The organism is Natrinema salifodinae (assembly GCF_900110455.1).
GTDB lineage: Archaea > Halobacteriota > Halobacteria > Halobacteriales > Natrialbaceae > Natrinema > Natrinema salifodinae.
This window is the reverse complement of record NZ_FOIS01000003.1, coordinates 195,453-219,076: the sequence shown is the minus strand read 5'-3', so window position 1 is coordinate 219,076 and position 23,624 is coordinate 195,453. Positions and strand designations below refer to the sequence as shown.

The window sequence follows — 23,624 nt, the reverse complement described above, 5'->3', positions numbered from 1 at the left end:
TTATGGCAACTCAACAGTCAGATGTGTTCGTCGGCGATGAGCCCGAAACCAAAGGGCCGATCGTCGATAGACTGCCGGTATCGTTCGAGGGCCTCTTGCTAGCGCCGAGCGTTCTCGTCCTCGGAATACTCAGCATCGTCCCCTTGATCGCACTACTATGGCTGTCCGCTATGGAGGTCAACTTCTTGCCCGGTCACGAACCCACGTTCGTTGGCCTCGAAAATTACCAGGCGATGTTCAACAGCACTGTCGCCAATTCATGGAAGGTGACGGTGTTCTACATCGTCGGTGCTCTCTCCTTGCAAATCACACTGGGAACGGCTATCGCGTTGCTGTTGGATCGCGTTTCGCGAGGTGAGAACGTACTGACGGGTATTATCATCATGCCGATGATGATTGCACCCGTGGTTGTCGGGCTACTCTGGCAGTTCCTTCTCGATCCGTCGTTCGGCCTCTATACGTGGCTCCTCAATCAGATCGGTCTGTTCACGGAGAGTCCGATATTAGGGTCACAACCGAGTGCTCTCATCGCGGTTATCGTCATGGACACATGGCAGTGGACACCGCTCGTGGTGCTCATCGTTCTTGCCGGACTCAAGGCTGTCCCCCGACAACTCTACGAAGCGGCTCGCGTGGACGGCGCGACGTTTTGGACGGAGTTCCGGTACGTGACGCTGCCGATGCTCAAACCCGCACTGGCGATCGCCCTGTTATTACGCTCGATGGATCTTATCCGGTACTTCACGAAGATCTTCATTACGACGGGCGGTGGCCCGGCGAGCTCGACGAAGATCATCGGCTTTCTCGTTTACGAGGAGTCGCTTCGATTCTACAATCTCGGCTACGGCGCAGCGATGGGCATCGGTATGCTCATCGTGACAGTTCTGCTCGGGATATTCTTCACCGAGTCCGTCATGGGAGGTGCTGGCGACGATGCGTGACGCAACGTCGTCAGACCAGTCTCTGAACTGGCACAAAATTCTGGGCCAGGCCGGTCCCTACCTCGTGTTAGGGTTATTCGTCGTCTGGACGCTCGTACCCATCATCTGGATGGTTCTCTCGTCGCTAAAGATTCGCTCCGGAATGTTCCAGATGCCACCGCAGTTGATCTTCGAACCCACACTTCAGTACTACGCGGAGCTGCTGTTCGGCGCGAATCCACTGACGAAGTACCTTCTTAACAGCATCGTCGTCGCAGTTGCGTCCGCTGTCGTGGCTGTCAGCCTCGGGACGCTCGGTGGGTACGGTCTCTCACGGATTCGGATGAGAGGAAAGAAGCACTTCGCTTTCTGGATCATCAGCACCCGAATGGCGCCGATCGCGGTCGTCATCCTTCCACTGTACTTCCTGTACCAGTACGCGGGGTTACTGAACACGCGAATCGGGCTCGTCATCGCCTATACGACGTTTAACCTTCCGTTCGCTATCTGGCTGATGCGTTCGTTCTTTGACGAGGTTCCAGAGGCGCTTGAGGAAGCTGCGCGGATAGACGGCGCTACTCACTGGCAAGCGTTCTACAAGGTCGCGCTCCCGCTCGTCCTCCCGGGGATGGGTGCGACGGCGATCATATCGATCGTCTTCGCTTGGAACGACTTCCTGTTCGCGCTGATCTTCACCAACAGCGAGACGCAGACTGTTCCGGTCGCTGCCGCACAGCTCGTCACGCAGACCGGCACATTGTGGGGTCAAGTCATGGCGATCGGTGTCGTCATCCTCACGCCGATGGTTCTCTTCGGGCTGATCGTGAAAAATTACCTGGTTAGTGGCTTAACGATGGGGGCAATGAAGCAGTGACCATGCCTGACCAAAGAGACGCAGTTGACGGACCAAATCTGCAGGAAACGTTGGAGGAAAATGCCGGTATGTCCGCCTCTGAGGCGACAGTCTACCTCACGCTGGTCCGTTACGGAAAGCAAACGATGACCGAGATCGCCGAACACAGCGATATCCCGAAACAACGCGTCTACACGGTCGTCGAAGCGTTGTGCGATGGAGGATTCGTTGAAATTATCGACAAGTATCCCCAACAAGCATACGCGATCGATCCGGCGAAGACGATCGATCCGCTCGCCTCCCGCCTCGAGGAGGCCGGTGATAAGCTGGCGAACCTTCACCAGACGGTTGAGGAGGTTACTAGCGGAATTAGTCTTTTCCACAGTAGAGCGTCCATCGAGAAACACATCCGAGACGTCGTCCAGAGCGCGGAGGAGAGCGTCTTCATGCTCGCCCCTCAGCAGATGCTCTCCGAGTTCTTCGACGACCTCGCCGACCGTGAAGACGTTAAAACACAGCTTATCATCTCGAATCTCGACGACGACGCAATCGGTGAAGAGACGATCGAACTTCCGCACGAGATCACCGATGCCGTGGATCGGGTCAGGGGAATCAAGAGCAACGAGTCGCTGGTCGTTACCAGTGATCGCGATGAGGCGTTCTTCTGGCCCGATGTCTCGAAGACCGGTATGACGACGAAAGAGCAGGGGTTCCGCATCACCAATCCAGAACTCGCGTTCGAACTGGATCGGTTCCTCGATGTGTCGATGTGGTCGCTGGCGAAGCCTGCGGCAGGACGGGAAGCGGAAATCGCCTTTCCCGAACGGTACGCTCGGATGCGGAACTGCCTCGCTGATCTAAAGGAGGTTACGCGCTCTGCCCCTGTCGAGGCGTTCGAAGTGGAGTTTGAGGGGTACGAAGTCGAGACCCACGAGAACGTCACGAAACGCGGAATCCTCACGGGATACTATTACTCGCCCTTCGACGTCAGAGCCTACCTCGAACTCGACATCGACGGAGAGGACGGGATCACCACGGTCGGTGGCTGGAAGGCAACGCTCGAAGATTATGGGTGTGAGGCACTAACTGTCTATAGGCGAGAAGCGCGCAAGGCGGCTCAAGAACTGGACGAGGAAACCGCCGAGCACCTCGAGGCCTGCCGTCACGCGCTCCCCGATGAGCCGACAACCGGGAAGCTGACGTTCGGATTCGACGGGTTCATCGACAACGTCAGGCAGATGGTGGACAGGCGGAACGGACCGAACGACTTCGACCGCCTCGAGGAGCTCGGCGAGCTCGGAGTACGAATCAGCAAGTCTGCCGCCACGAACACCTCGTTTACGAATGAGTGGGCCCAGACCGGAACCCGCTGTGGCGGCCTCACCTCGCACCTTTCACGTGCGTTCGGTCGTCTCGGCTACGAACCGACGCTCGTGGGTACCTTCGGCGAACCGCCCCGCGAAGAGTTCGAAGACGAGTTTCAGGAGTATCAGCTTCTGACCGTCGGCGAGCCGACGATTACCGACGCGGTGGAGTTCCGTGACGGCAAGCTAATGGTAATGGATACGGGTGACCATCCGACCGTCGACTGGGAAACGATCTGTGACAAAGTCGGCTTGGAGACGCTAGCTGACGCCATCGACGGTGCAAAGCTGTTCGGAATCGGTTACTGGGCAAACCTCCCGATGATGCCGACGATCTGGGACGGCATTCGTCGAGACTTGTGGCCACTCCTGTCGGATCCGCCGGCGTCAATCTTCGTTGATCCCGCGGATATACGGCGGCGACGGGACGTACGACCCGACAGACGCTGACAAGATGATCGAGCCCCTCTCGCGGGGGTACGAGCACGTGATCGGCAACCGCTTTGCCGACATGGACGACGACGCGATGCGCGCGTTGAACGGATTCGGGAACCGGCTGATCAACCGCGCGTTCGGGTTCGTCCACGGGGCCAACTACGAGGATATCCTATCCGGCTACCGGGCGTTCACCGTCGACTCGTTCGATCGCCTGTCGCTCGACTCCGACGGCTTCACGATCGAGACCGAACTCGCCGTCGAGTGCGTCAAACACGGAATCGATACCACCGTCGTCCCGATCAGTTACAGCGCCAGGCCCGACGAGTCGGAGACCAACCTGCATCCGGTCAAGGACGGCGGGACGATTTTGCTCGCGCTGTACTCGCTCGCGAAGACGAACAACCCGCTGTTCTACTTCGGCAGCCTGGGGATGGGCGGGATCATCTCCGGGGGCTGTATCGCGACCTATGTCCTCTGGGAGTGGATCCAGTACCGCCAGGGGCACGAGATCATGGCGCTGGCCGCGGCGGCCGCCATTCTGCTCGGGGTCCAGCTGATCATGTTCGGCGTGCTCTCGGACATGCTCGTGACCCTCCACCGCGAGCAGCGGCGGCGGCTCGAGCGGATCGCTCGCGAGGCGCGCGACGATTAAAGCGGGCGGGAGACGGGAGAACGGACGGCTGGGATCGCCGGGATCGACGGCCGGAGAAGGTCGCGATTGGTGCGGTCAGAAGGGCAACAGCGACCGCACTTGAGCGACGACCCCGCTCGAACGGTTCCGTCGGTACTCCTCGAACGGTCCGTGGAGTTCGTTCAACAGTTCTTGGCGGGAGCCGAACTCGTTCGTCGGGACTTCCTCGAGCATCTGGCTCAGCGCCACGTCGTTTCCGTGGACGTCGTACGGGATGCGCTCGTGACCGATCTCGGCCGCAACGTCCGCTTTCGTGGCCGGAAACGAGAGATCGGCGTCCTTGAGACGGACGTCGACCGCGGCGATGCCGAATTCGATGCTCTCGGGCTCCTCGTCGTCTCCGCTCGATGGTGGCCGGACTCCCATACCTATACCTCCCGGTACGCAGCCGGATATAAAAATGCCTACGGAGACGGGCGACGATCGATGGCTTGCGACCGGCGTTCGCGGTCGACCTGTCGACACTCATTTGAGGACCGCGACGGAGTATGGCGTATGACCGAGTACACCACGGTGTCGATCCCGAAGGACCTGGCGGACCGCGTCGAGGAGACCATCGAGGGGACGAGCTTCCAGAGTACGAGCGACCTGGTCCGGTTCCTGCTGCGCAGTATCGTCATCCAACACCAGAAGGAGGGCGAACTCACCGAGGCGGAGTTCGAGGAGATCACCGAACAGCTCCGGGGCCTGGGCTACCTGGAGTGAGCCGCGAGCGGGACACGTCGGACCGGTGGCGAACGGACTCGTTCGACGGGGACCGGCCGTAGCGCGTCCCCAACGGGGCAGCGTTTTTCCGGCTCGAAGCGACTAGCGCCGCACGGAGGGCGAGATGAATGCCGCACATTCCACGTTTCCCGTCCGAGGACTCCGAGGGGTCCGACGACGAGCGACGCGAGCGGAGTCCCGGTAGCATCATCGACCGAATCATCGGTGACGACGAGTTGCCGGTAACCACCAGGGCCTGATTTCCACGTCCGGTCCCGGGTCCCGCCGTTCCGTCTCCCGTATTTTCGAGCGGGTCGGTGTTCGACTCACTCCGCCAGCGATTGTCCCGGCGGCGAGGCGTCGACGATTTCGAGGGGTTGGCGCTCGCCACTTCGATCGAACGCGGCGAACGACCGCTCGCCGAGCGTCCACGGCGGGACCGCGACGAAGACCACCTGGGCCAGGTCGTCCCGTCGCGTCACGGCGAGTTCGCCGACGGGATGGGAGACGAACCGACCCTGCGCCTGGCGGGCGGGCGTCGAGAGGTCGACCCCAAAGACGGCGTTGACGGGGTTGCCTGGATCCGGGAGGAAGAAGTCCGTGAAGACGGGAGTCTCGGGCGGGAGTCCGTCCGCGCCGGCGCCTTCGAGGTCGCCTGCGGGTGTGATGGAGACGCCGGTCGTGACGTCGTCGGGATCGGCCTCGCTGGCCAGATCCAGCAGGACGTCGACGAGCGCGCGGGTGACGTAGACCACAGGGCTGTTTTGGGCGGAGAGTAGTTAGATGTATGCCCCGGCGACCGGTGTCTCACGGCGCCGCCAGTCTGGCCGCCAAGCGGCAGGTGAGCCCGTCAGATCGGGAGCAGGTCCCGGGCGGTCGATGCGTACAGCCGCGGGGCTTGCCTGCGAGAACTGGCAATGGCGTTCTCGATGGCGCTCGATGCGCCGTCCGCGATACCCGATCCGTGGCCGACGAGCAGTCGTCTCGCCGCCACCTGACGGAGCTTTCGCGGCGGCGTCAGTCGCAACATCGGGTGGACGCCCAGCGTCTCGTCGCCGGCCAGGAAGAAGTCGGCCGTCCCGACCGCTTCGGGGACGACGAACGTTCCGTCGGCCGAGTTGTAGAGGGCGACCTCCTGCCAGAAGCGGTTGTTCAGCACCGGAAGGGCGCGAATCCCGGTGTCGGAGAGTTCGTCGCCGAAGCGAGCGACCGCGGCGTCGACGTCCTCGCTGACCCCCTCGAAGAACTCGGGAAGGTAGACGGGAACGCTGTGACGGTCCGCGATCGCGGCGGCGTCGCGCGTGTGCCGGTCGAGCGTGACGACGACGCCGGCCACGTCGCCGAACTCGGCGAACAGGTCGTCGATCCCCTCGGCGTCGACGGGATCGATGACCCAGACCTCGCCGTCGACTTCGAGGGCGTGGCTGGCCCGTTGCATCTCCTCTTCGGGGTGGGCGATCCACCCGACGCCCCCCTCGAAGCGATCGATCTCGCGGTAGTCGGTTGCGCGCTCGTCGACGCGGAAGCTCATACCGACTCCTACGGGCCGTTCGTCTATAAACGTCGGCGGGGGCCAAGCTTCTATGCCGCCGCCGCGCGTACGGACGGCTATGCTATCCGGCCTGGCCTGGCTCGCCCTCGAGGTCAAGTACCTCGACCCGGCGCAGGCGTTCTACGCGGAGACGCTGGACCTCCCCGTCCGCGAGCGCGGAGCCAACGAACTCGCGTTCGCAGCTGGCGACACCGACCTCGTGCTCCGACGACCTGAGGGGGTCCCGCGGGGCGGGCTGCACACCCACTACGCGTTCTCGATCCCCGAGTCCGAGTACGACGCCTGGTGGGATCGCCTGGGCGAGGAGTACGACCTCGAGGAGATGCAGTTCGGCTCCGCGCGGTCGCTGTACCTGTACGATCCCGACGGCAACTGCGTCGAACTCGGCCAGCAGGACGTAGCCGGGCCGGGGATCGACGGGATTTTCGAGGTCGTCCTCGAGGTCGAGGACCTCGACCGCTCGCGGGCGTTCTACGAGGATCTGGGGTTCGAGACCGTCGACGTGGGCGACGCCCGAAAGCGCGTGCGGCTCCACGGACCGATGGCGCTGGAACTCTGGGAACCGCATCTGGGGATCGCCGACGCCCGCGGCGGCGTCCACGTCGACCTCGGCTTCGCGACGGACGATCCCGCGGCGGCGCTCGAGGCGATTGGCGATCGCGTCCGGTCCGTCGAGCGGGAGGGCGACGACGAGGTCGTCGTCCGGGATCCCGACGGGCACTTCCTGACGTTTACGTCGGCCTGACGGCGACGAGCGAGCGTCGCATCCGGTCGACGGTTCGAGCGACGATTCGGCGAGGGAAGAGAAAACGGCGAATCCGATTCAGAGCCGGTCCGTGCTCACGTCCACGCCAGGCGGCGTCACGAGCAGGAAGCCGCGGAAGTGGACGAGGCTGCCGCCGGATTCCTTGACGTCGCGGGCGAAGCCCGCGGCCAGTTCGTTGACGTCGCCTTCGACGTTGAGGACGAGAACGTTGCCCTTCGAGATCGCGTCGAGCCATTCGTCGCCGGGCGTCGTGCCGTCGAGCACGCCGAGGAGGATACTGCCCTCTATCTCGAGTTCGTCGTCGATGTGCTCCTCGACGGCCCGGAGGTCGAGGTCGAAATCGCTCATACGCGAGGGTTGGACCGGGGCGAGAAAAACGTTCCTCTCGTCCGACGGGAGTCCCCAAGTACCCGTGTACAGCCCTTACCCACCCGTCTTCAGTCCTGTGGGAACTCCTTCTGGAAGCCGCGGAACTCGGTGTGGTGGGCCTCCTCGTCGGCCAGGATCGTCACCGCGACGTCCTCCGTGACGGGATCGTTCGCCTCGGACGCGGCCTCGTGGAGCGATTGGTAGGTCTCGATCGCGTCGTTCTCGGCCTCGAGGACGCCTTCGATGACCGACTGGACGTCGGTCGTGTCCTCCGGAGGCTGGAGGCTGTGCTGGTTCGCCTCGAACGATTCGGAGCCTGGCGGTGACTCGTCGAGTTGTTTCAATCGCTCGCCGAGCATCTGGGCGTGGTCGAGTTCCTCCTGAATGTCCTCCTGGAGACTCTCCTTGACCTCCTCGGCGTGGATGCCGTCGAGGACGATCGCGTTGGTGAGGTAGTTCATCACGGTCTCGAGTTCGTCGATGTAAGCCTCGGTCAGGAGGGTGCTGATCTCGTCGGTCGTCATGCGCGGGGCCCTACCACGACCGAACATAAAATCCTGACACGCGCGCCTGCTTCGTCGTTTTCAGTTACTGAACGGACGGTTCGTCGCCAGCACGCGGGCGTCGGCGACCGAACAGCGCGAACACCGATCGGCGGTGACGCCGTCGCTTGCCGTCCCAATCCGCCGCCGGATTGAACGGATGTCTCCAACGCTTCCCCGAATTGGACGAGTAGACGCTTCGACCGATCTGCGGTCGCGGGCACTGACTGAACGTCCATCGCTGACCGCGCGCCATCGACCCGTCCTCGTCAAACGCCCCCGCGCCCGTTTATTTCGCGTCTTCAGCTGCGTGATCAGCCCAACCGTCGCGACTAGGTCATATCGTAATAGGGAATACCTACCAATATTAGGCCGTTTACGTCGTGCGGTTTTTGACTATCACTGATGATTATAGCATTTCTTCCTCTCATCCGTATGCTACGAAGGCGGTATATTTATATAGGCAGTCGCACGTCGGATGCAGATACAATGTCTGCACAAGACAACCCGTCCTCTGACACCAGTCAGGGGGGTCGAGTTCTTCCAGGGCACGTTAGATTCCACTGACGAAATAGAGTCAGCACGTGTCTTCGATACGACCCTCCGGGACGGCGAGCAGTCACCCGGAACTTCGTTCTCCTACGACGATAAACGGCAGATCGCGTCCGTTCTGGACGATATGGGGACCCACGTCATCGAGGCCGGGTTCCCTGTCAACTCGGACGCCGAGTTCGAGGCCGTTCGTGATATCGCTTCGTCCACCAGTTCGACGACCTGCGGCTTAGCCCGCGTCGTCGACAAGGATATCGAAGCGGCGCTCGATTCCGGCGTCGAGATGGTGCACACGTTCGTCAGCACCAGCGACGTCCAGATCGAGGATTCGATGCACGCCACCCGGGAGGAAGTCGTACAGCGCGCAGTCGAGTCGGTCGAACGCATCAAAGCGGCGGGCGCGACCTGCATGTTCTCGCCGATGGATGCGACCCGAACCGACGAACAGTTCCTGATCGAGGTGATCGAAGCGGTCACCGAGGCGGGAACCGACTGGATCAACATTCCCGACACATGTGGCGTCGCCACCCCCGGTCGGTTCCGGGCCATGATCGAGAAGGTCTCGGCCCACACCGACGCGCGGATCGACGTCCACGCCCACGACGACTTCGGCCTGGCCACCGCCAACGCCCTCGCGGGCATCGAGGCGGGGGCCGACCAGGCCCAGGTGTCGGTCAACTCTATCGGCGAGCGGGCCGGCAACGCCGCTTACGAGGAGTTCGTGATGGCCGTCGAGTCCCTGTATCAGACTGAGACGGGGATCGACACGACGCGCATCACCGAGCTCTCGGAGATCGTCGCGGAGAAGAGCGACGTCCCGACGCCGGGCAACAAGCCCGTCGTCGGCGACAACGCCTTCTCCCACGAGAGCGGCATCCACGCCGCCGGCGTCATCGAAAACTCCGACACCTTCGAGCCCGGCGTAATGACCCCCGAGATGGTCGGCGCCGAGCGCCGCCTGGTCATGGGCAAGCACACCGGCACCCACTCGGTCCGCGAACGGCTCGTCGAGTGCGGGTTCGACCCCACCGACGACCAGGTGCGGGCCGTCACCCGCCGTGTCAAGGATTACGGGGCCGAGAAGCGCCGGGTCACGGTCAGCGACCTCGAGCGCTTCGCCGAAGAGACCGGCATCGAACGCCGGCGCGAGGAGGAAGAGGAGGTGCGCGCCTGAGGGATGTCCTCCCCGTTTGCCACCGGTCGCGAGCCTCGGCTGTCGCGCTCGAGCGCTCGGACCCGAGCCCGCACCACTCGTAAGGATTATGACCCTCGAGAGAGCTACATCAACAGTAATGACGGTCCGCGCTCGACTGTCGGCTCGCGTTCGCCCGGCCGGCAGCGGCGCGTTCGCTCCGATTCGTATTGTAGGGGCGTTCTAGCCCCTCACTTTGTACCTCGCAGCTTCGGACCCGAATTCGCCGTATCGTTCTCCGAGCGATCAGTAATCCATCAGATGACACACTACCGTACCCGTACACCCGTTCGCCGCACAACGGCAGGGGACAACCGATGAGCGAACGCGCAGCAAAGGTCACGCCAGCGGACGCGGAGGAACAGGCAGACGACCAGAGCCAAGAGCAGATCACCGACAGCGCCGCGCCCGACGCGGCGGAACCCGACGTCGAGTCCGAGACGACGACCGAACCCGTTACGACGGGTGCAGAGGCCGTCATCCGCGCGTTGGAAAACGCGGGCGTCGAGTACGCCTTCGGCGTGCAGGGCGGGGCGATCATGCCCGTCTACGACGCCCTCTACGACTCGGACATCTACCACGTGACGATGGCCCACGAGCAGGGCGCAGCCCACGCGGCCGACGCCTACGGCATCGTCTCGGGCGAGCCGGGGATCTGCCTGGCGACGTCGGGCCCGGGCGCGACCAACCTGGTGACCGGCATCGCCGACGCCGACATGGACTCGGACCCGATGGTCGCGCTGACCGGCCAGGTGCCGACGGAGTTCGTCGGCAACGACGCGTTCCAGGAGACCGACACCACCGGCGTCACGACGCCGGTTACGAAGGAGAACACGTTCGCGACCGACTCGGATCGCGTCGGGACCGACGTCAGCGAGGCGTTCGCGCTCGCAAGCGAGGGGCGACCGGGGCCGACCCTGGTCGACCTGCCAAAGGACGTCACCCAGGCCGACACCGACAGCGAACCCGACGAGCCGAAGACGCCCGACACCTACCGCGTGCAGGAGCGGGCGGACCCGGAGATCATCGACGCCGCGGCCGAGCGGATCGAGAACTCGAACCGCCCGGTCATGCTGCTGGGCGGGGGCGTCATCAAGGGCGAAGCCAGCGAGGCCTGCCGGGAGTTCGCGATCGAACACGAGATCCCGGTCATCACCACGATGCCCGGCCTCGGCGCGTTCCCCGAGGACCACGAACTCTCCTTGGAGATGGCGGGGATGCACGGCACTGGGTACGCCAACATGGCGATCACCCACTGTGACTCCCTGATCGGGATCGGGACCCGGTTCGACGACCGCCTAACCGGCGGGATCGAGACCTTCGCGCCCGACGCGGAGCTCATCCACGTCGACATCGACCCCGCGGAGATCTCGAAGAACATCCACGCGGACTACCCGCTGGTCGGCGACGCCGAAACCGTCGTCGAGCAGCTGGCCGACGCGGTCGACGCCTCGCCGGAAGCCACGAAGTGGCGCGCGCAGTGCCAGCAGTGGAAGTCCGACTACTCGATGGCCTACGACGCGCCCGAGGACGAGCCGGTCCAGCCGGAGTTCGTCGTCGAGGCGTTAGACGAGGCCACTAGCGACCGCGCGATCGTCACGACCGGTGTCGGCCAACACCAGATGTGGGCCTGCCAGTACTGGACGTTCACCGAGCCCCGCACCTGGGTCTCGAGTCACGGTCTCGGGACGATGGGCTACGGCCTGCCCGCCGCCATCGGCGCGCGGATCGCGGCCGACGACGATCAGGAGGTCGTCTGCATCGACGGCGACGGCTCGTTCCTGATGACGATGCAAGGGCTGTCCGTGGCGGTCCGCGAGAACTTGGACATCACGGTCGCCGTGCTCAACAACGAGTACATCGGAATGGTCCGGCAGTGGCAGGACGCCTTCTTCGAGGGCCGCCACGCCGCGTCGGACTACGGCTGGATGCCCGAATTCGATAAGCTCGCCGAGGCCTTCGGCGCGCAGGGGTACCGGATCGACGACTACGACGACGTCGCCGACACCATCGAGTCGGCGCTGACTTACGACGGCCCCTCGGTGATCGACGTCCACATCGATCCCGAGGCGAACGTCTACCCGATGGTGCCAAGCGGCGGCGACAACGGTCAGTTCGCATTGACGGAGGACCAGCTATGAGACGCGGATTAGACGGCCCGGCTCCGGAGGAGCGACCGAGCCCCGAGGGACGGCGCAACGAACAGGGCATTCGCATCGACCCCGAGGTCGAAGCGACCCACGAGCCCCGGCGCACCGTCATCTCGGCGCTGGTCGAACACGAGCCGGGCGTCCTCTCGGACGTCTCCGGGCTGTTCTCCCGGCGCCAGTTCAACATCGAGAGCCTGACCGTCGGGCCCACCGAGGACGAGAACCGCGCCCGGATCACGGTCGTCGTCGAGGAGCCCGACCCCGGAATCGATCAGCTCAAGAAACAGCTGCGGAAGCTGGTGCCGGTGATCGCGGTGCGGGAACTCGAGCCCGATGCGATGCGCCGGGAACTCGCGCTGGTGAAAGTCGACGCCGCGGACCCGGCGCAGGTCAACGCCGTCGCGGACATGTACGACGCGACGACCGTCGACTCCAGCCCCGAGACCGCGACCTTCGAGATCACGGGCGCGCGCCAGAAGATCGAGGCCGCGATCGAGACGTTCGGCCAGTTCGGCATCCGGGAAATCTCCCGAACCGGCACGACGGCGCTGGCTCGCGGCACCGACGACACCGCCGCGACCGATCGAGCAGCATCGACCGCCGACCAGGCGAACCAGCACTACGAAACCCACCAGACTGCCAACGATGACTGACGAATTCAACACCGAGATTTACTACGACGACGACGCGGACGAATCGCACCTCGAAACCACCACGGTAGCCGTCCTCGGCTACGGCAGCCAGGGCCACGCTCACGCGCAGAACCTCGACGACAGCGGGGTCGACGTGATCGTCGGCCTGCGCGAGGACTCGTCCTCGCGCGACGCGGCCGAGGCCGACGGCCTCGAGGTGGCGACGCCGGTCGAGGCGGCCTCGCGGGCAGAGGTCGTCTCGGTGCTGGTCCCTGACACGGTTCAGCCGTCGGTCTACGCCGACATCGAGTCCGAACTCGACGCGGGCGACACGCTGCAGTTCGCCCACGGCTTCAACATCCACTACAACCAGATCCAGCCCCCCGAGGACGTCGACGTCACGATGATCGCGCCGAAGTCGCCAGGCCACCTGGTGCGGCGCAACTACGAGAGCGGCGAAGGAACTCCGGGGCTGCTCGCGGTCTATCAGGACGCGACCGGCGACGCGAAAGAGCGCGCGCTCGCGTATGCAAAGGGTATCGGGTGTACTCGCGCCGGCGTCGTCGAGACGACGTTCCGCGAGGAGACCGAGACCGACCTCTTCGGCGAGCAGGCCGTCCTCTGTGGCGGCATCGCGGAACTGATCAAGGCCGGCTACGACACGCTCGTCGACGCTGGCTACAGCCCCGAGATGGCGTACTTCGAGTGTCTCAACGAGATGAAGCTCATCGTCGACCTCATGTACGAGGGCGGCCTCGGCGCGATGTGGGATTCTGTCTCCGACACCGCCGAGTACGGCGGCCTCTCCCGTGGCGACGCCGTGATCGACGACCACGCTCGCGAGAACATGGAGGAAGTCCTCCGGCAGGTTCAGGACGGCGAGTTCGCGACCGAGTGGGTCGCCGAGAACCAGGCCAACCGGCCCACCTACACCCAGCTTCGCCAGGCCGAGAAGAACCACGAGATCGAGGACGTCGGCGAGCGACTGCGCGCGCTGTTCGCGTGGGCGGAAGAAGAGGAGACCGAGGACGAGTCCGTCCGGATGCAGGCGGACGACTGAGACCGAAACCGAGAACGAGAGCGAAATCATGACAGAGAACGACACGACGGACACGATGGCCGACGTCAGCCACACCAACCCCTCCACGGGAGAGACGGCCGGGCGGCTGTTCAACCGCGGACCGATCGTCGCCGCCGACGGTGGTAAACCGGCCGCGACCGAGTCCGACGAGGCCGACGAGACTGACGAGGCCGACGGGAGCACGGGCACGGAGACAGACGCGACGATGCGCGACGTCGATCACACGCCGCCACACCGCGCCGACGACGCGAACCGCGTCTTCGAGCGCGGCGTCGACCACGAACGGCGAACGGATCGCGACACGGTAGTAGAGGAATGAGCGAGGGAACACTGTACGACAAGGTCTGGAATCGCCACAAGGTCACGACGCTGCCGACGGGACAGGATCAACTGTTCGTCGGCCTCCACCTCATTCACGAGGTGACGAGTCCGCAGGCGTTCGGGATGCTCCGCGAGCGCGACCTCGAAGTCGCCTTCCCCGAACTGACCCACGCGACCGTCGACCACATCGTCCCGACGGCCGATCAGTCTCGCCCGTACGAGGAGGACGCGGCCGAGGAGATGATGGCCGAACTCGAGCAGAACGTCCGCGAGGCGGGCATCGAGTTCTCCGACCCGACGACGGGCGATCAGGGCATCGTCCACGTCATCGGACCGGAGCAGGGACTCACCCAGCCCGGTAAGACGATCGTCTGTGGCGACTCCCACACCTCGACCCACGGCGCCTTCGGCGCGCTGGCGTTCGGGATCGGGACCAGCCAGATCCGCGACGTGCTCGCGACGGGCACCGTCGCCATGGAGAAACAGCAGGTCCGCAAGATCCAGGTCGACGGCGAACTCGGTGAGGGCGTCGAGGCTAAAGACGTCATCCTCGAGATCATCCGCCGACTCGGCACCGAGGGCGGCGTCGGCTACGTCTACGAGTACGCCGGCGAGGCCATCGAGAACCTCGGCATGGAGGGTCGGATGTCGATCTGCAACATGTCCATCGAGGGCGGCGCCCGCGCGGGCTACGTCAACCCCGACGAGACCACCTACGAGTGGCTCGAGGAGACCGACTACTTCCGGGAAAACCCCGAGAAGTTCGAGGAACTCAAGCCCTACTGGGAGTCGATCCGTTCGGACGAGGACGCCGAATACGACGATATCGTCCGGATCGACGCCGACGAACTCGAGCCGGTCGTCACCTGGGGCACCACGCCTGGCCAGGGCATCGGCATCACCGACCCGATTCCGGCCCCCGAGGACCTGCCCGAGGACAAACAAGAGACCGCGCGACGCGCCCAGGAGCACATGCGCGTCGAGCCAGGCGACACGATGGAGGGCTACGAGATCGACGTGGCCTTCCTCGGCTCCTGTACGAACGCCCGCCTGCCGGACCTGCGGCGGGCCGCCCGGATCGTCGAGGGCCGCGAGGTCCACGACGACGTCCGCGCGATGGTCGTCCCCGGCAGCCAACGCGTCCAGGACGCCGCCGAGGAAGCGGGCCTCAAGGATATCTTCGAGGAAGCCGGCTTCGAGTGGCGCAACGCCGGCTGTTCGATGTGCCTGGGCATGAACGAGGACCAACTCGAGGGCGACGAGTCCTGTGCCTCCTCCTCGAATCGGAACTTCATCGGCCGCCAGGGCTCGAAGGACGGGCGGACCGTCCTGATGAACCCGCGGATGGTCGCCGCCGCGGCGATCGAGGGTGAAGTAACCGACGTTCGAGAGCTGCCGGAAGCGGAGGTGACCACCGCATGACCGACGACGGCGAGGTCGAGATCCCCGAAGTCGAGTACGTGTCGGGGTCGGGCGTCCCGATCCGCGGGAACGATATCGACACCGACCAGATCATCCCCGCGCGGTTCATGAAGGTCGTCACCTTCGACGGGCTGGGCGAGTTCGCGTTCTTCGACGTCCGGTTCGACGAGAACGACGATCCCAAGGAGCATCCGATGAACGAGGACCGATTCCAGGACTCCTCGGTGATGGTCGTCAACAGCAATTTCGGCTGCGGCTCTTCGCGCGAGCACGCGCCCCAGGCCCTGATGCGCTGGGGCATCGACGCGATCATCGGCGAGAGCTTCGCCGAGATCTTCGCGGGCAACTGCCTGGCGCTCGGCATCCCGACCGTCACGGCGGACAGCGAGACGATTGGAGAGTTGCAGGATTGGGTCGACGCGAACCCCGACGGCGAGATCGACATCGACGTCGAGGCCGAGGAGGTCACCTACGGCGAAACCACGATCGACGTCACCGTCGACGAGGCCCAGCGCAAGGCCCTCGTCGAGGGTGTCTGGGATACGACGGCGCTGATGAAGTCCAACGCCGGCGAGGTCGCTAAGCTGGCCGAGGAGTTGCCCTACGTCGAGGACGCGGCGATTCCCGAAGCCGAGTAACCGACCGACGGACTCCCTCGACTCGGCGGTCCAGTCGTTTTCGACGCGAACCGCCGTTCTGACAGCTGTATCGACACTCTCTTTTTGGCCGCCGCGAGATGGTAGGGTATGACTCACGAGATCGCCGTTATCCCGGGCGACGGGATTGGGCAGGAAGTGACGCCCGCCGCTGTGGAGGTTCTCGAATCGCTCGACATCGACTTCGAGTTCGCCGAGGCCGAAGCCGGCGACGCGGTCAAAGCGGAGACCGGCGAGGCACTCCCGCAGGAGACCTACGACCTGGCGGCGTCGGCCGACGCGACGTTGTTCGGCGCGGCCGGCGACACCGCGGCGGACGTCATCCTCCCGCTGCGCGGCGCGGTCGATTCGTTCGTCAACGTCCGTCCCGCGAAGGCGTACCCCGGCGTCGACGCCGTCCGCCCCGAGACGGACCTGGTCTTCCTCCGTGAGAACACGGAGGGCGTCTACGCGGGCCACGAGGATCGCCTGACTCAGGACGTCTCGACGCTGACCCGCGTCGTCACGGAGTCGGCCTCGGAGCGACTCGCCGAGTTCGCCTGCGACTACGTCTCGGGCGACGAGCACGACGGCTTCACCGTCGCTCACAAGGCCAACGTGATGCGCGAAACGGACGGCCTCTTCCGCGATACGGTCCGCGACGTCGCTGACGAGAACGGTGTCGAGACCGACGAGGTGCTGATGGACGCCTTCGCGACGCGGGTCTGTCTCGACCCGACGCAGTTCGACGTCGTCGTCTGTCCGAACCTAGCCGGTGACGTGCTCTCGGACCTGGCCGCCGGCCTCGTCGGCGGGCTCGGTCTGCTCCCCTCGGCCAACATCGGCCCCGAGCGCGCCCTCTTCGAGCCGGTCCACGGCACCGCGCCCGACATCGCCGGCGAGGGCGTCGCGAACCCGGCCGCGACGATCGTCTCCGCGGCCATGCTCCTCGAGTATCTCGGCTACGACGACCAGGCGGCGGCCGTCAACGAGGCCGTCGAAGCGACGCTCGCCGACGGGCCGCGCACGCCCGATCTGGGTGGCGGCGCCTCGACCGAGGACGTGACGGAAGCGATCATCGATCGGTTGTAACCCGGACCCGCTGTCCGACACTGGCTCCGGCCGTTTTCGTTTTCGTTCGCCGTCAGTTTTCCCCCAGTTCGCCTCCTCGCAGTCGTCAGGCGAACGCGATCCGCCCCTCTATCGTTGTATGCAATCAGAAACGATCGCATAAATCAGCACAAACAAATAAAACCGTGCAGACCACAGACGGTATCGAAGACGATCCTCATGTTACCCGAACAGCGGAAGCGGAAGATCGTCGAACTCGTCTCGGACCGGGACGGCTGCTCGGTCGACGCGCTGGCCGACGAGCTCGACGTGTCGAAGGCGACGATCCGGCGCGATCTCGACGAGTTGGAGGAGGACCGACTGATCGAGCGGTCCCACGGCGGGGCCGTACCGGTAACGGCGGTCGGCCGCGAGCAGACCTACGGCCAGAAGGAGGTCCAGAACCTGGAGGCGAAGGCCGCGATCGGCTCGCGGGCGGTCACGGAGATCCACGACGGCCAGGTCGTCTTCTTCGATTCGGGGACGACCACGATGCAGGTCGCGATGCAGGTGCCGACGGACATCTCCTTCATTCCGGTGACCAACTCCCCGCTGCTCGCGCTCGAACTCGGGAAGGAGACGACCGACGTGAAGCTCACCGGCGGGACGCTCCGCCATCGGACGCGGGCGCTCGTCGGCCCGAGCGCGGAGGCGTTCATGGAGCGGACGAACTTCGATCTCCTCTTTCTCGGGACGAACGCCCTCGCCGACGACGGGAGCCTGACGACCCCCAACGAGGACGAAGCGCGCATGAAACAGCTCATGGTCGAGAGCTCCGAGCGCGTCGTGCTCGTCGCCGACGAAACCAAGTTCGGCGAGCGGAGCTTCGCCCGGTTTGCCACCCTCGAAGACGTCGACGTGCTGGTGACCGACGACGACCCGACCGGCGAACTCGCCGAGACGTGCGCGGCGGCCGACGTGACCGTCGGCGTGGAGGGCCCGAATGATCGCTAGCGTCACGCTCAACCCGGCCGTCGACTACACGGTCGAGTTGTCCGGCGCACTCGCGGACGGTGCGGTCGCGCGCGCCGACGAGTACCGCTACGACGCCGGCGGTAAGGGGATCAACGTCTCGAAGTACCTGGCGGCGCTCGGCGTCGACACCGTCGCGACCGGCCTGGCCGGCGGTCGGCTCGGCCGGTTCCTCCGGAACGAACTGTCGACGGCCGGGATCGCGACCGATTTCGTCGAGATCGAAGGGGAGACCCGGTTGAACACGACCGTTCTCACGACCGATGGCGAGTACAAGATCAACCAGAACGGCCCGCGGGTCTCGGGGGTTGCGATCGAAACGGTCTGTGACCGGCTGCGCGAGTACGACCCCGAGACGGTGGTCATCGCCGGGAGTCGCCCGAAGGGCGTCGGCCCCGATGCAATCGATCGGCTCGCCGACGCCGGGCCCTGGGAGACGGTCGTGGACGTCGGCGGCGCGACGCTCTCGGCCCTCGAGGGAGAGTACGCGCTCTGCAAACCGAACCTCGCGGAGCTTGCAGCGGCGACGGGAACGGAGATCGGCGGGGTAGAAGACGCGCTCGCGGCCGCCGAGACGCTTCGGGCGGACGGCTTCGCGCGAGTCATCGCCTCGCTCGGTGACGAGGGTGCCGTGATGGCGACGCCGGAGCGACACCTGCACGCGCCCGCGAGGGACGTCGACGTGGTCGACACCGTCGGCGCCGGCGACTCCCTGCTGGCCGGCGTCCTCGCGGCGCGTGCGCGCGGCGAATCGGCCGCCCAGGAGCTCCGATCGGGCGTCGCCGTCTCGTCGCACGTCGTCTCCGTTTCCGGGACGCAGGTCCCGCCGCTGGCCGACGTTCGCGACGAGCGGGACGCGATCGCCGTTTCGACGTACTGATCGGTAGTCGTGAATTCGACCCCGGTCGGAGCGAGCGATGGTGGATCCATCGAACAGCGACTCGGTCGTCCCGCTCGACGCTGCGAGTTCGACGCCTCTGAACTAGTTATCGAGACATAACGGACGAAAACGAACATACTCGAAACTATTTTGCCAACAAAATGCGAACGTTTCGCTATAGCGTGCTAGATAATAATGAGCGATAGGGTATCACCCAGACTTCGCGCACACCTCACGTCGGTGAAGGAGGATCTGATGACGGGCGTGTCGTTCATGATCCCGTTCGTGACGATCGGCGGGATCTGCCTGGCACTCGCGTTTATGCTCGCTTCGCTTCCGGAGACGATCTTCGGGATTCCGACGCCCGGGGCGGGGACGAGCACCAGGACGGTCTTCGAGGACACCGGGACGTTCGCCTGGTACCTCGCCCAGATCGGCGACCTCGGGCTGACGATCATGATCCCCATCCTCGGGGGTTACATCGCCTACGCGATCGCGGACAAGCCCGGGCTCGCGCCCGGGTTTCTCCTCTCGTGGGCGATTCAACAGGAGGCGATCATCGCGGCCGCCGGCCAAGTTATCGGCTTCGACGCCGACGGCGCGGTTGCCGGCTTCCTGGGCGCGATCGTCGCCGGGCTGCTCGCCGGCTACGTCGCGCGGTGGCTGAAGGGGCGGTCGGTGCCGTCGGCGGTCCAGCCGATGATGCCGATTCTCGTGATCCCCGTGGTCACGACGCTGTTTCTCGCGCCGATCGTCATCTTCGGCCTCGGTGTGCCGATCGCGATCGTCGACGACGCGTTGACGACAACGCTGCGCGGCATGGAGGGGACGAACGCCGTCTTGCTCGGCGCGATCCTCGGCGGAATGATGGCGGTCGACATGGGCGGCCCGATCAACAAGGTCGCGTACGTGTTCGGAACCGTCCTCGTCGCGGACCAGATCTTCGCGCCGATGGCCGCCGTGATGCTCGGCGGGATGGTGCCGCCGCTCGGACTCGCGCTCTCGAACTTCATCGCGCCCCAGAAGTACGCCGCCGAAATGTACGAGAACGCGAAAGCGGCCGTGCCGCTCGGGCTCTCCTTCGTCACCGAGGGCGCTATTCCCTACGCCGCCGCCGATCCGCTCCGGGTCATCCCGTCGGCTATCCTGGGAAGCGCGACGGCCGGCGCCGTCGCGCTCTGGCTGGGCGTGACGATGCCCGCACCGCACGGCGGCGTCTTCGTCATGTTCCTCTCGAACAGCTTCCTGCTGTTCCTGGGCTGTCTCGCGCTCGGCACGACGATTACCGCGACGACCGCGACGCTGATCAAGCCCGACTACCACGAGCGCGTCGCCGGCGCCGAACCAGCACAGACGAGCAACTAATAACCCCATCCCGAAAACCGACCGATGACTGTGACCGAACCCACGATCGACACCGTACTGACGCCCAACCTGATCGCGCTCGAGGAACCGCCGGCCGACAAGGAGGCCAGTATCGAGTTCCTTCTCGACCGGGCGGTCGAGGCCGGCCGAGTTACAGACCGCCAGGCCGCGCTGGAAGCGCTGCTGGCCCGCGAGGAGGAGACGACGACCGGCGTCGGTAAGGGGATCGGCATTCCCCACGCCAAGACCGACGCCGTCTCGGAGCCGACGATCGTCTTCGCGCGCTCGTCGGCAGGCGTCGACTTCGACGCCATGGACGGCGAGCCGGCGACGCTCCTGTTCATGCTGCTCGTCCCCGCCGACGGCGGCGAGGATCACCTCGAACTGCTGAGTTCGCTCTCGCGGGCCCTGATGCACGACGACGTCCGCGAACGGCTCCACGAGGCCGAGTCGAAGGACGCGATCCGAGAGACGATCACGGAGGCGATCGACTAATGGAGCGTACCGTCACCGTGGTGCCCGAAGACGGGCTCCACGCGCGACCGGCCGCGACGTTCGTCGAGACCGCGACCGAATTCGACGCCGACGTGCGGGTCGCTCCCGCCGACGGCGAGCCGGTCGACGCGGCGAGCATGCTCGCCGTCACCAGTCTCGGCGTCGCCAGCGGCGACGACGTACGGCTCATCGCCGAGGGCGACGACGCCGACACGGTGCTCGACGAACTCGAGGCGGTCCTCTCGACCCCGGAAGGGGAAGTCGAGCCCTGAACACGACGCCGGACTCGAATCCATACCATGTCCGAATCCACCACCGACCGCGACCCCGATCCCGACGCCGAGGCCGCGTCGATCACCTACGACGGCACCGGCGTAAGCCCGCTCGCCGGCGTCGGCACCGCCGCCTGGTACGACCCCGGCGCGGACGCGAGCCTCGACGACCCGCCCGCGCCCGAGACAGTCGATCCGGACGCCGAGCGCGAGCGGTTCGAAGATGCGCGCGAGCGCGCGACAACCGAACTCGAGCGCGAACGCGAGCGGACCGCCGAGCGCGTCGGCGAGGAGGAGGCCGCGGTGTTCGACGCCCACCGACAGTTCCTCGACGATCCCCAGATCATCGACGGGGTCGAGGCGGCGATCGATGAGGGCCTTCCCGCGGCCCATGCGGTGCGTCGCGCCTTCGAGGACCCCATTTCGCAGTTCGAAGGCATGGACGGGCGGATGGCCGAGCGCGCGGACGACCTCCGCGACGTCCGGGACCGCCTGGTGCGGCTGCTCACGGACGGCGACCGCGTTGACCTCTCCTCGCTGCCGGATGGCACGGTCCTGCTCGCCGAGCGGCTCACGCCGAGCGACACCGCCCAGTTGGATCCCGATCGCGTGGCCGGCTTCGCGACGAAACTGGGCGGGCGGACCTCCCACGCGGCGATCTTCGCCCGCTCGATCGGACTGCCCGCCGTCGTCGGCGTCGGCGACGACCTCGAAGAGATCGCAGACGACGAGCCCGTGTTCGTCGACGGCGACGCCGGCGCGGTCACCGTCGATCCGACCGCCGACCAGCGCGAACGCGCGAACGCAGGTCGGGGCGTCGAGGTCCGCGAGGAGCGGGTGACCACGGCCGACGGGGAGCCGATCGAGGTGGCCGCCAACGTCGGCACCCTCGCGGAGCTCGAGGGCGCCATCCGACAGGGCGCCGACGGGATCGGGCTCTTCCGGACCGAATTCCTCTTCCTCGATCGGGAGTCGCCGCCGGACGAGGCCGAACAGATCGAGGCCTACCGCGAGGCGCTCGCGGCCTTCCCCGAGGGACGGGTCGTCGTCCGGACGCTCGACGTCGGCGGCGACAAGCCGATTCCGTACCTCGACATGCCCGACCCGGAGAACCCGTTCCTCGGCGAACGGGGGATCCGGCGGTCGCTCGGTCCCGACGCCGACCTCTTCGAGACGCAGCTGCGGGCGCTGCTCCGAGCGAACGCGGCCGAGCCGGGGACGCTCTCGGTGATGTTCCCGATGGTCGCGACGGTGTCGGAGCTCGAGGCCGCCCTAGAGACCGTGGCGTCGGTCGCCGACGACCTCGCGTCCGAGGGGCTCGACCACGAGGTGCCGGAGCTTGGCGTGATGATCGAGACGCCGAGCGCGGCGCTGACCGCTGAGGCGCTCGCCGAGCGTGTCGACTTCCTCAGCATCGGGACGAACGACCTCACCCAGTACGTGATGGCCGCGGCCCGGGAGAACGACCGCGTCGCTGAGCTGCACGACCCCTGCGAGCCGGCCGTGCTCCGGGCGATCGAGCGCACCGTCGCGGCCGGCCAGGCGGGCGACGCGTGGGTCGGCATGTGCGGCGAGATGGCCGGCGATCCCGACCTGACCGACCTGCTCGTGGGGCTCGGGCTCGACGAACTCAGCATGAGCGCCGTGACGATCCCCGACGTAAAGGCGAATATCGCGGCGGTCGAGACCGCGGCCGCCGAGACGCTCGCCGACGACGCGACGGACGCGGCCGCAAGCGCCGCCGTCCGGGACCGCGTAGCGAAGCGCGACCGCAGTCACAGCCGCGATTCAAATCCAGATTCAGATTCAGACGCAGACCCAGATTCCGACTCCGAAACACCATGAAATTCGTCGCAGTCACGTCCTGTCCGACCGGTATCGCACACAGCCAGATGGCGGCTGAGAACTTAGAGCAGACGGCGCAGGCGAACGGCCACGAGATCGACGTCGAGGTCCAGGGCGCTATGGGCCAGGAGAACGAACTCTCGAGCGAGGCCATCGGGGCGGCCGACGCAGTCATCATCGCCGCGGACACCTCGGTGAGCCAGGACCGCTTCGCGGACAAGCCGATCGTCGACGCGCCGGTGAAAGAGGCCGTCAACGACGCCGAAGGGCTGCTGGAGCGGGCGATCGAAGCAGCCGACGGCGCTGCGACGGCGGCGACCGACGACCAGGCGACGGCCCGAAACGAGCCGGGGGCGGAAGCCGGTGCCGACGCCGCCGACACCGGCGGCAACGTCGAGAACGCGAGCGAGTCCGTAAAACGCGGCGGGGACCCCTCGAAAGGACTGTTCGCCCGGCTCAAGCGGCTGCTCTCCTAACGCAATCGATTCGTTCGACTTGTT

At 65.6% G+C, this 23,624-nt stretch carries 26 protein-coding genes and 1 pseudogene; 22 read left to right on the top strand and 5 right to left on the bottom strand.

Going from position 1 to position 23,624, the window contains the following annotated elements; translation table 11 throughout:
• The first annotated feature begins 2 nt into the window (after window positions 1-2).
• The 4 genes and pseudogenes from BMY29_RS11150 to BMY29_RS11135 all read left to right on the top strand — a co-directional run.
• A complete protein-coding gene (locus tag BMY29_RS11150) occupies window positions 3-941 on the top strand; it encodes a carbohydrate ABC transporter permease (RefSeq protein ID WP_049988752.1) in 939 nt (312 codons plus the stop codon).
• Window positions 934-1,794, top strand: a complete 861-nt coding sequence (locus tag BMY29_RS11145; protein WP_074854781.1) for a carbohydrate ABC transporter permease — start codon at window positions 934-936, stop codon at window positions 1,792-1,794. Before BMY29_RS11150 ends, BMY29_RS11145 begins: the two co-directional genes overlap by 8 nt.
• 2 nt (window positions 1,795-1,796) lie before the next feature.
• Complete coding sequence (locus BMY29_RS11140; RefSeq protein ID WP_083402520.1) at window positions 1,797-3,587, top strand: TrmB family transcriptional regulator; 1,791 nt, start codon at window positions 1,797-1,799, stop codon at window positions 3,585-3,587.
• Window positions 3,556-4,227, top strand: a pseudogene (locus BMY29_RS11135) (S-layer glycoprotein N-glycosyltransferase AglJ); the annotation flags it as partial. The gene BMY29_RS11140 and the pseudogene BMY29_RS11135, both read left to right, overlap by 32 nt.
• Before the next feature lie 75 nt (window positions 4,228-4,302).
• On the opposite strand, the gene BMY29_RS11130 reads toward BMY29_RS11135, so the two are convergent.
• A complete protein-coding gene (locus BMY29_RS11130) occupies window positions 4,303-4,632 on the bottom strand; it encodes a hypothetical protein (RefSeq protein ID WP_049991259.1) in 330 nt (109 codons plus the stop codon).
• Window positions 4,633-4,761: 129 nt separating this feature from the next.
• On the opposite strand from BMY29_RS11130, the gene BMY29_RS11125 reads away from it, so the two are divergent.
• A complete protein-coding gene (locus tag BMY29_RS11125) occupies window positions 4,762-4,971 on the top strand; it encodes a ribbon-helix-helix domain-containing protein (protein ID WP_006186097.1) in 210 nt (69 codons plus the stop codon).
• Between the two features lie 128 nt (window positions 4,972-5,099).
• Complete coding sequence (locus BMY29_RS21595) at window positions 5,100-5,231, top strand: hypothetical protein (protein WP_275041256.1); 132 nt, start codon at window positions 5,100-5,102, stop codon at window positions 5,229-5,231.
• Between the two features lie 66 nt (window positions 5,232-5,297).
• Here the strand turns inward: BMY29_RS21595 and BMY29_RS11120 are convergent, their stop codons facing one another.
• Both BMY29_RS11120 and BMY29_RS11115 read right to left on the bottom strand, forming a co-directional pair.
• Window positions 5,298-5,726 carry a JAB/MPN domain protein-containing protein gene (locus BMY29_RS11120; RefSeq protein ID WP_049991260.1) on the bottom strand — a complete coding sequence of 143 codons (429 nt, stop codon included), beginning with the start codon at window positions 5,724-5,726 and terminating at the stop codon, window positions 5,298-5,300.
• 95 nt (window positions 5,727-5,821) lie between these two features.
• Window positions 5,822-6,502, bottom strand: a complete 681-nt coding sequence (locus BMY29_RS11115) for a hypothetical protein (RefSeq protein WP_049991261.1) — start codon at window positions 6,500-6,502, stop codon at window positions 5,822-5,824.
• Window positions 6,503-6,581: 79 nt separating this feature from the next.
• On the opposite strand from BMY29_RS11115, the gene BMY29_RS11110 reads away from it, so the two are divergent.
• On the top strand, window positions 6,582-7,268 hold the full coding sequence (locus BMY29_RS11110; protein ID WP_049991262.1) for a VOC family protein: 687 nt from the start codon (window positions 6,582-6,584) through the stop codon (window positions 7,266-7,268).
• A 78-nt stretch (window positions 7,269-7,346) separates the two neighbouring features.
• On the opposite strand, the gene BMY29_RS11105 is transcribed toward BMY29_RS11110, so the two are convergent.
• On the bottom strand, window positions 7,347-7,637 hold the full coding sequence (locus tag BMY29_RS11105) for a DUF5779 family protein (RefSeq protein ID WP_049991263.1): 291 nt from the start codon (window positions 7,635-7,637) through the stop codon (window positions 7,347-7,349).
• Window positions 7,638-7,726: 89 nt separating this feature from the next.
• Window positions 7,727-8,182 (bottom strand): ferritin-like domain-containing protein, encoded by a 456-nt coding sequence (locus BMY29_RS11100; protein WP_049991264.1) that lies wholly within the window; start codon window positions 8,180-8,182, stop codon window positions 7,727-7,729.
• A 496-nt stretch (window positions 8,183-8,678) separates the two neighbouring features.
• On the opposite strand from BMY29_RS11100, the gene BMY29_RS11095 reads away from it, so the two are divergent.
• The 15 genes from BMY29_RS11095 (at window position 8,679) to BMY29_RS11025 (ending at window position 23,600) form a co-directional block, all read left to right on the top strand.
• Entirely contained in the window at window positions 8,679-9,926 is a 1,248-nt protein-coding gene (locus BMY29_RS11095) for a LeuA family protein (RefSeq protein ID WP_081985493.1), read from the top strand.
• Window positions 9,927-10,261: 335 nt separating this feature from the next.
• Complete coding sequence (ilvB, locus tag BMY29_RS11090; RefSeq protein WP_049991266.1) at window positions 10,262-12,085, top strand: biosynthetic-type acetolactate synthase large subunit; 1,824 nt, start codon at window positions 10,262-10,264, stop codon at window positions 12,083-12,085.
• The gene (gene ilvN, locus BMY29_RS11085) at window positions 12,082-12,747 is read left to right on the top strand and encodes an acetolactate synthase small subunit (RefSeq protein WP_049991267.1); all 666 of its coding nucleotides are present in this window, start codon (window positions 12,082-12,084) and stop codon (window positions 12,745-12,747) included. The genes ilvB and ilvN overlap by 4 nt, the downstream gene beginning before the upstream one ends.
• On the top strand, window positions 12,740-13,786 hold the full coding sequence (gene ilvC, locus BMY29_RS11080) for a ketol-acid reductoisomerase (protein WP_049991268.1): 1,047 nt from the start codon (window positions 12,740-12,742) through the stop codon (window positions 13,784-13,786). Before ilvN ends, ilvC begins: the two co-directional genes overlap by 8 nt.
• A 28-nt stretch (window positions 13,787-13,814) precedes the next feature.
• Complete coding sequence (locus BMY29_RS11075; protein WP_049991269.1) at window positions 13,815-14,126, top strand: DUF7989 family protein; 312 nt, start codon at window positions 13,815-13,817, stop codon at window positions 14,124-14,126.
• The gene (leuC, locus tag BMY29_RS11070; RefSeq protein ID WP_049991270.1) at window positions 14,123-15,550 is read left to right on the top strand and encodes a 3-isopropylmalate dehydratase large subunit; all 1,428 of its coding nucleotides are present in this window, start codon (window positions 14,123-14,125) and stop codon (window positions 15,548-15,550) included. Before BMY29_RS11075 ends, leuC begins: the two co-directional genes overlap by 4 nt.
• Complete coding sequence (gene leuD, locus BMY29_RS11065) at window positions 15,547-16,188, top strand: 3-isopropylmalate dehydratase small subunit (RefSeq protein WP_049991271.1); 642 nt, start codon at window positions 15,547-15,549, stop codon at window positions 16,186-16,188. The genes leuC and leuD overlap by 4 nt, the downstream gene beginning before the upstream one ends.
• A 108-nt stretch (window positions 16,189-16,296) precedes the next feature.
• Window positions 16,297-17,277, top strand: a complete 981-nt coding sequence (leuB, locus tag BMY29_RS11060; protein ID WP_049991272.1) for a 3-isopropylmalate dehydrogenase — start codon at window positions 16,297-16,299, stop codon at window positions 17,275-17,277.
• A 198-nt stretch (window positions 17,278-17,475) separates the two neighbouring features.
• Window positions 17,476-18,249, top strand: coding sequence for an HTH-type transcriptional regulator GlpR (gene glpR, locus BMY29_RS11055; RefSeq protein ID WP_049991273.1), 774 nt, complete (start codon window positions 17,476-17,478; stop codon window positions 18,247-18,249).
• Window positions 18,239-19,147 (top strand): 1-phosphofructokinase, encoded by a 909-nt coding sequence (gene pfkB, locus BMY29_RS11050; RefSeq protein ID WP_049991274.1) that lies wholly within the window; start codon window positions 18,239-18,241, stop codon window positions 19,145-19,147. Before glpR ends, pfkB begins: the two co-directional genes overlap by 11 nt.
• Before the next feature lie 195 nt (window positions 19,148-19,342).
• Complete coding sequence (locus BMY29_RS11045) at window positions 19,343-20,512, top strand: PTS fructose transporter subunit IIC (RefSeq protein WP_081985494.1); 1,170 nt, start codon at window positions 19,343-19,345, stop codon at window positions 20,510-20,512.
• A 24-nt stretch (window positions 20,513-20,536) separates the two neighbouring features.
• Window positions 20,537-21,007 carry a PTS sugar transporter subunit IIA gene (locus BMY29_RS11040; RefSeq protein WP_049991276.1) on the top strand — a complete coding sequence of 157 codons (471 nt, stop codon included), beginning with the start codon at window positions 20,537-20,539 and terminating at the stop codon, window positions 21,005-21,007.
• Window positions 21,007-21,279, top strand: coding sequence for an HPr family phosphocarrier protein (locus tag BMY29_RS11035; RefSeq protein WP_049991277.1), 273 nt, complete (start codon window positions 21,007-21,009; stop codon window positions 21,277-21,279). The genes BMY29_RS11040 and BMY29_RS11035 overlap by 1 nt, the downstream gene beginning before the upstream one ends.
• A 27-nt stretch (window positions 21,280-21,306) precedes the next feature.
• A complete protein-coding gene (gene ptsP, locus BMY29_RS11030) occupies window positions 21,307-23,124 on the top strand; it encodes a phosphoenolpyruvate--protein phosphotransferase (RefSeq protein WP_074854717.1) in 1,818 nt (605 codons plus the stop codon).
• Window positions 23,121-23,600 (top strand): PTS fructose transporter subunit IIB, encoded by a 480-nt coding sequence (locus tag BMY29_RS11025; protein ID WP_049991278.1) that lies wholly within the window; start codon window positions 23,121-23,123, stop codon window positions 23,598-23,600. The genes ptsP and BMY29_RS11025 overlap by 4 nt, the downstream gene beginning before the upstream one ends.
• Window positions 23,601-23,624: the final 24 nt, after the last annotated feature.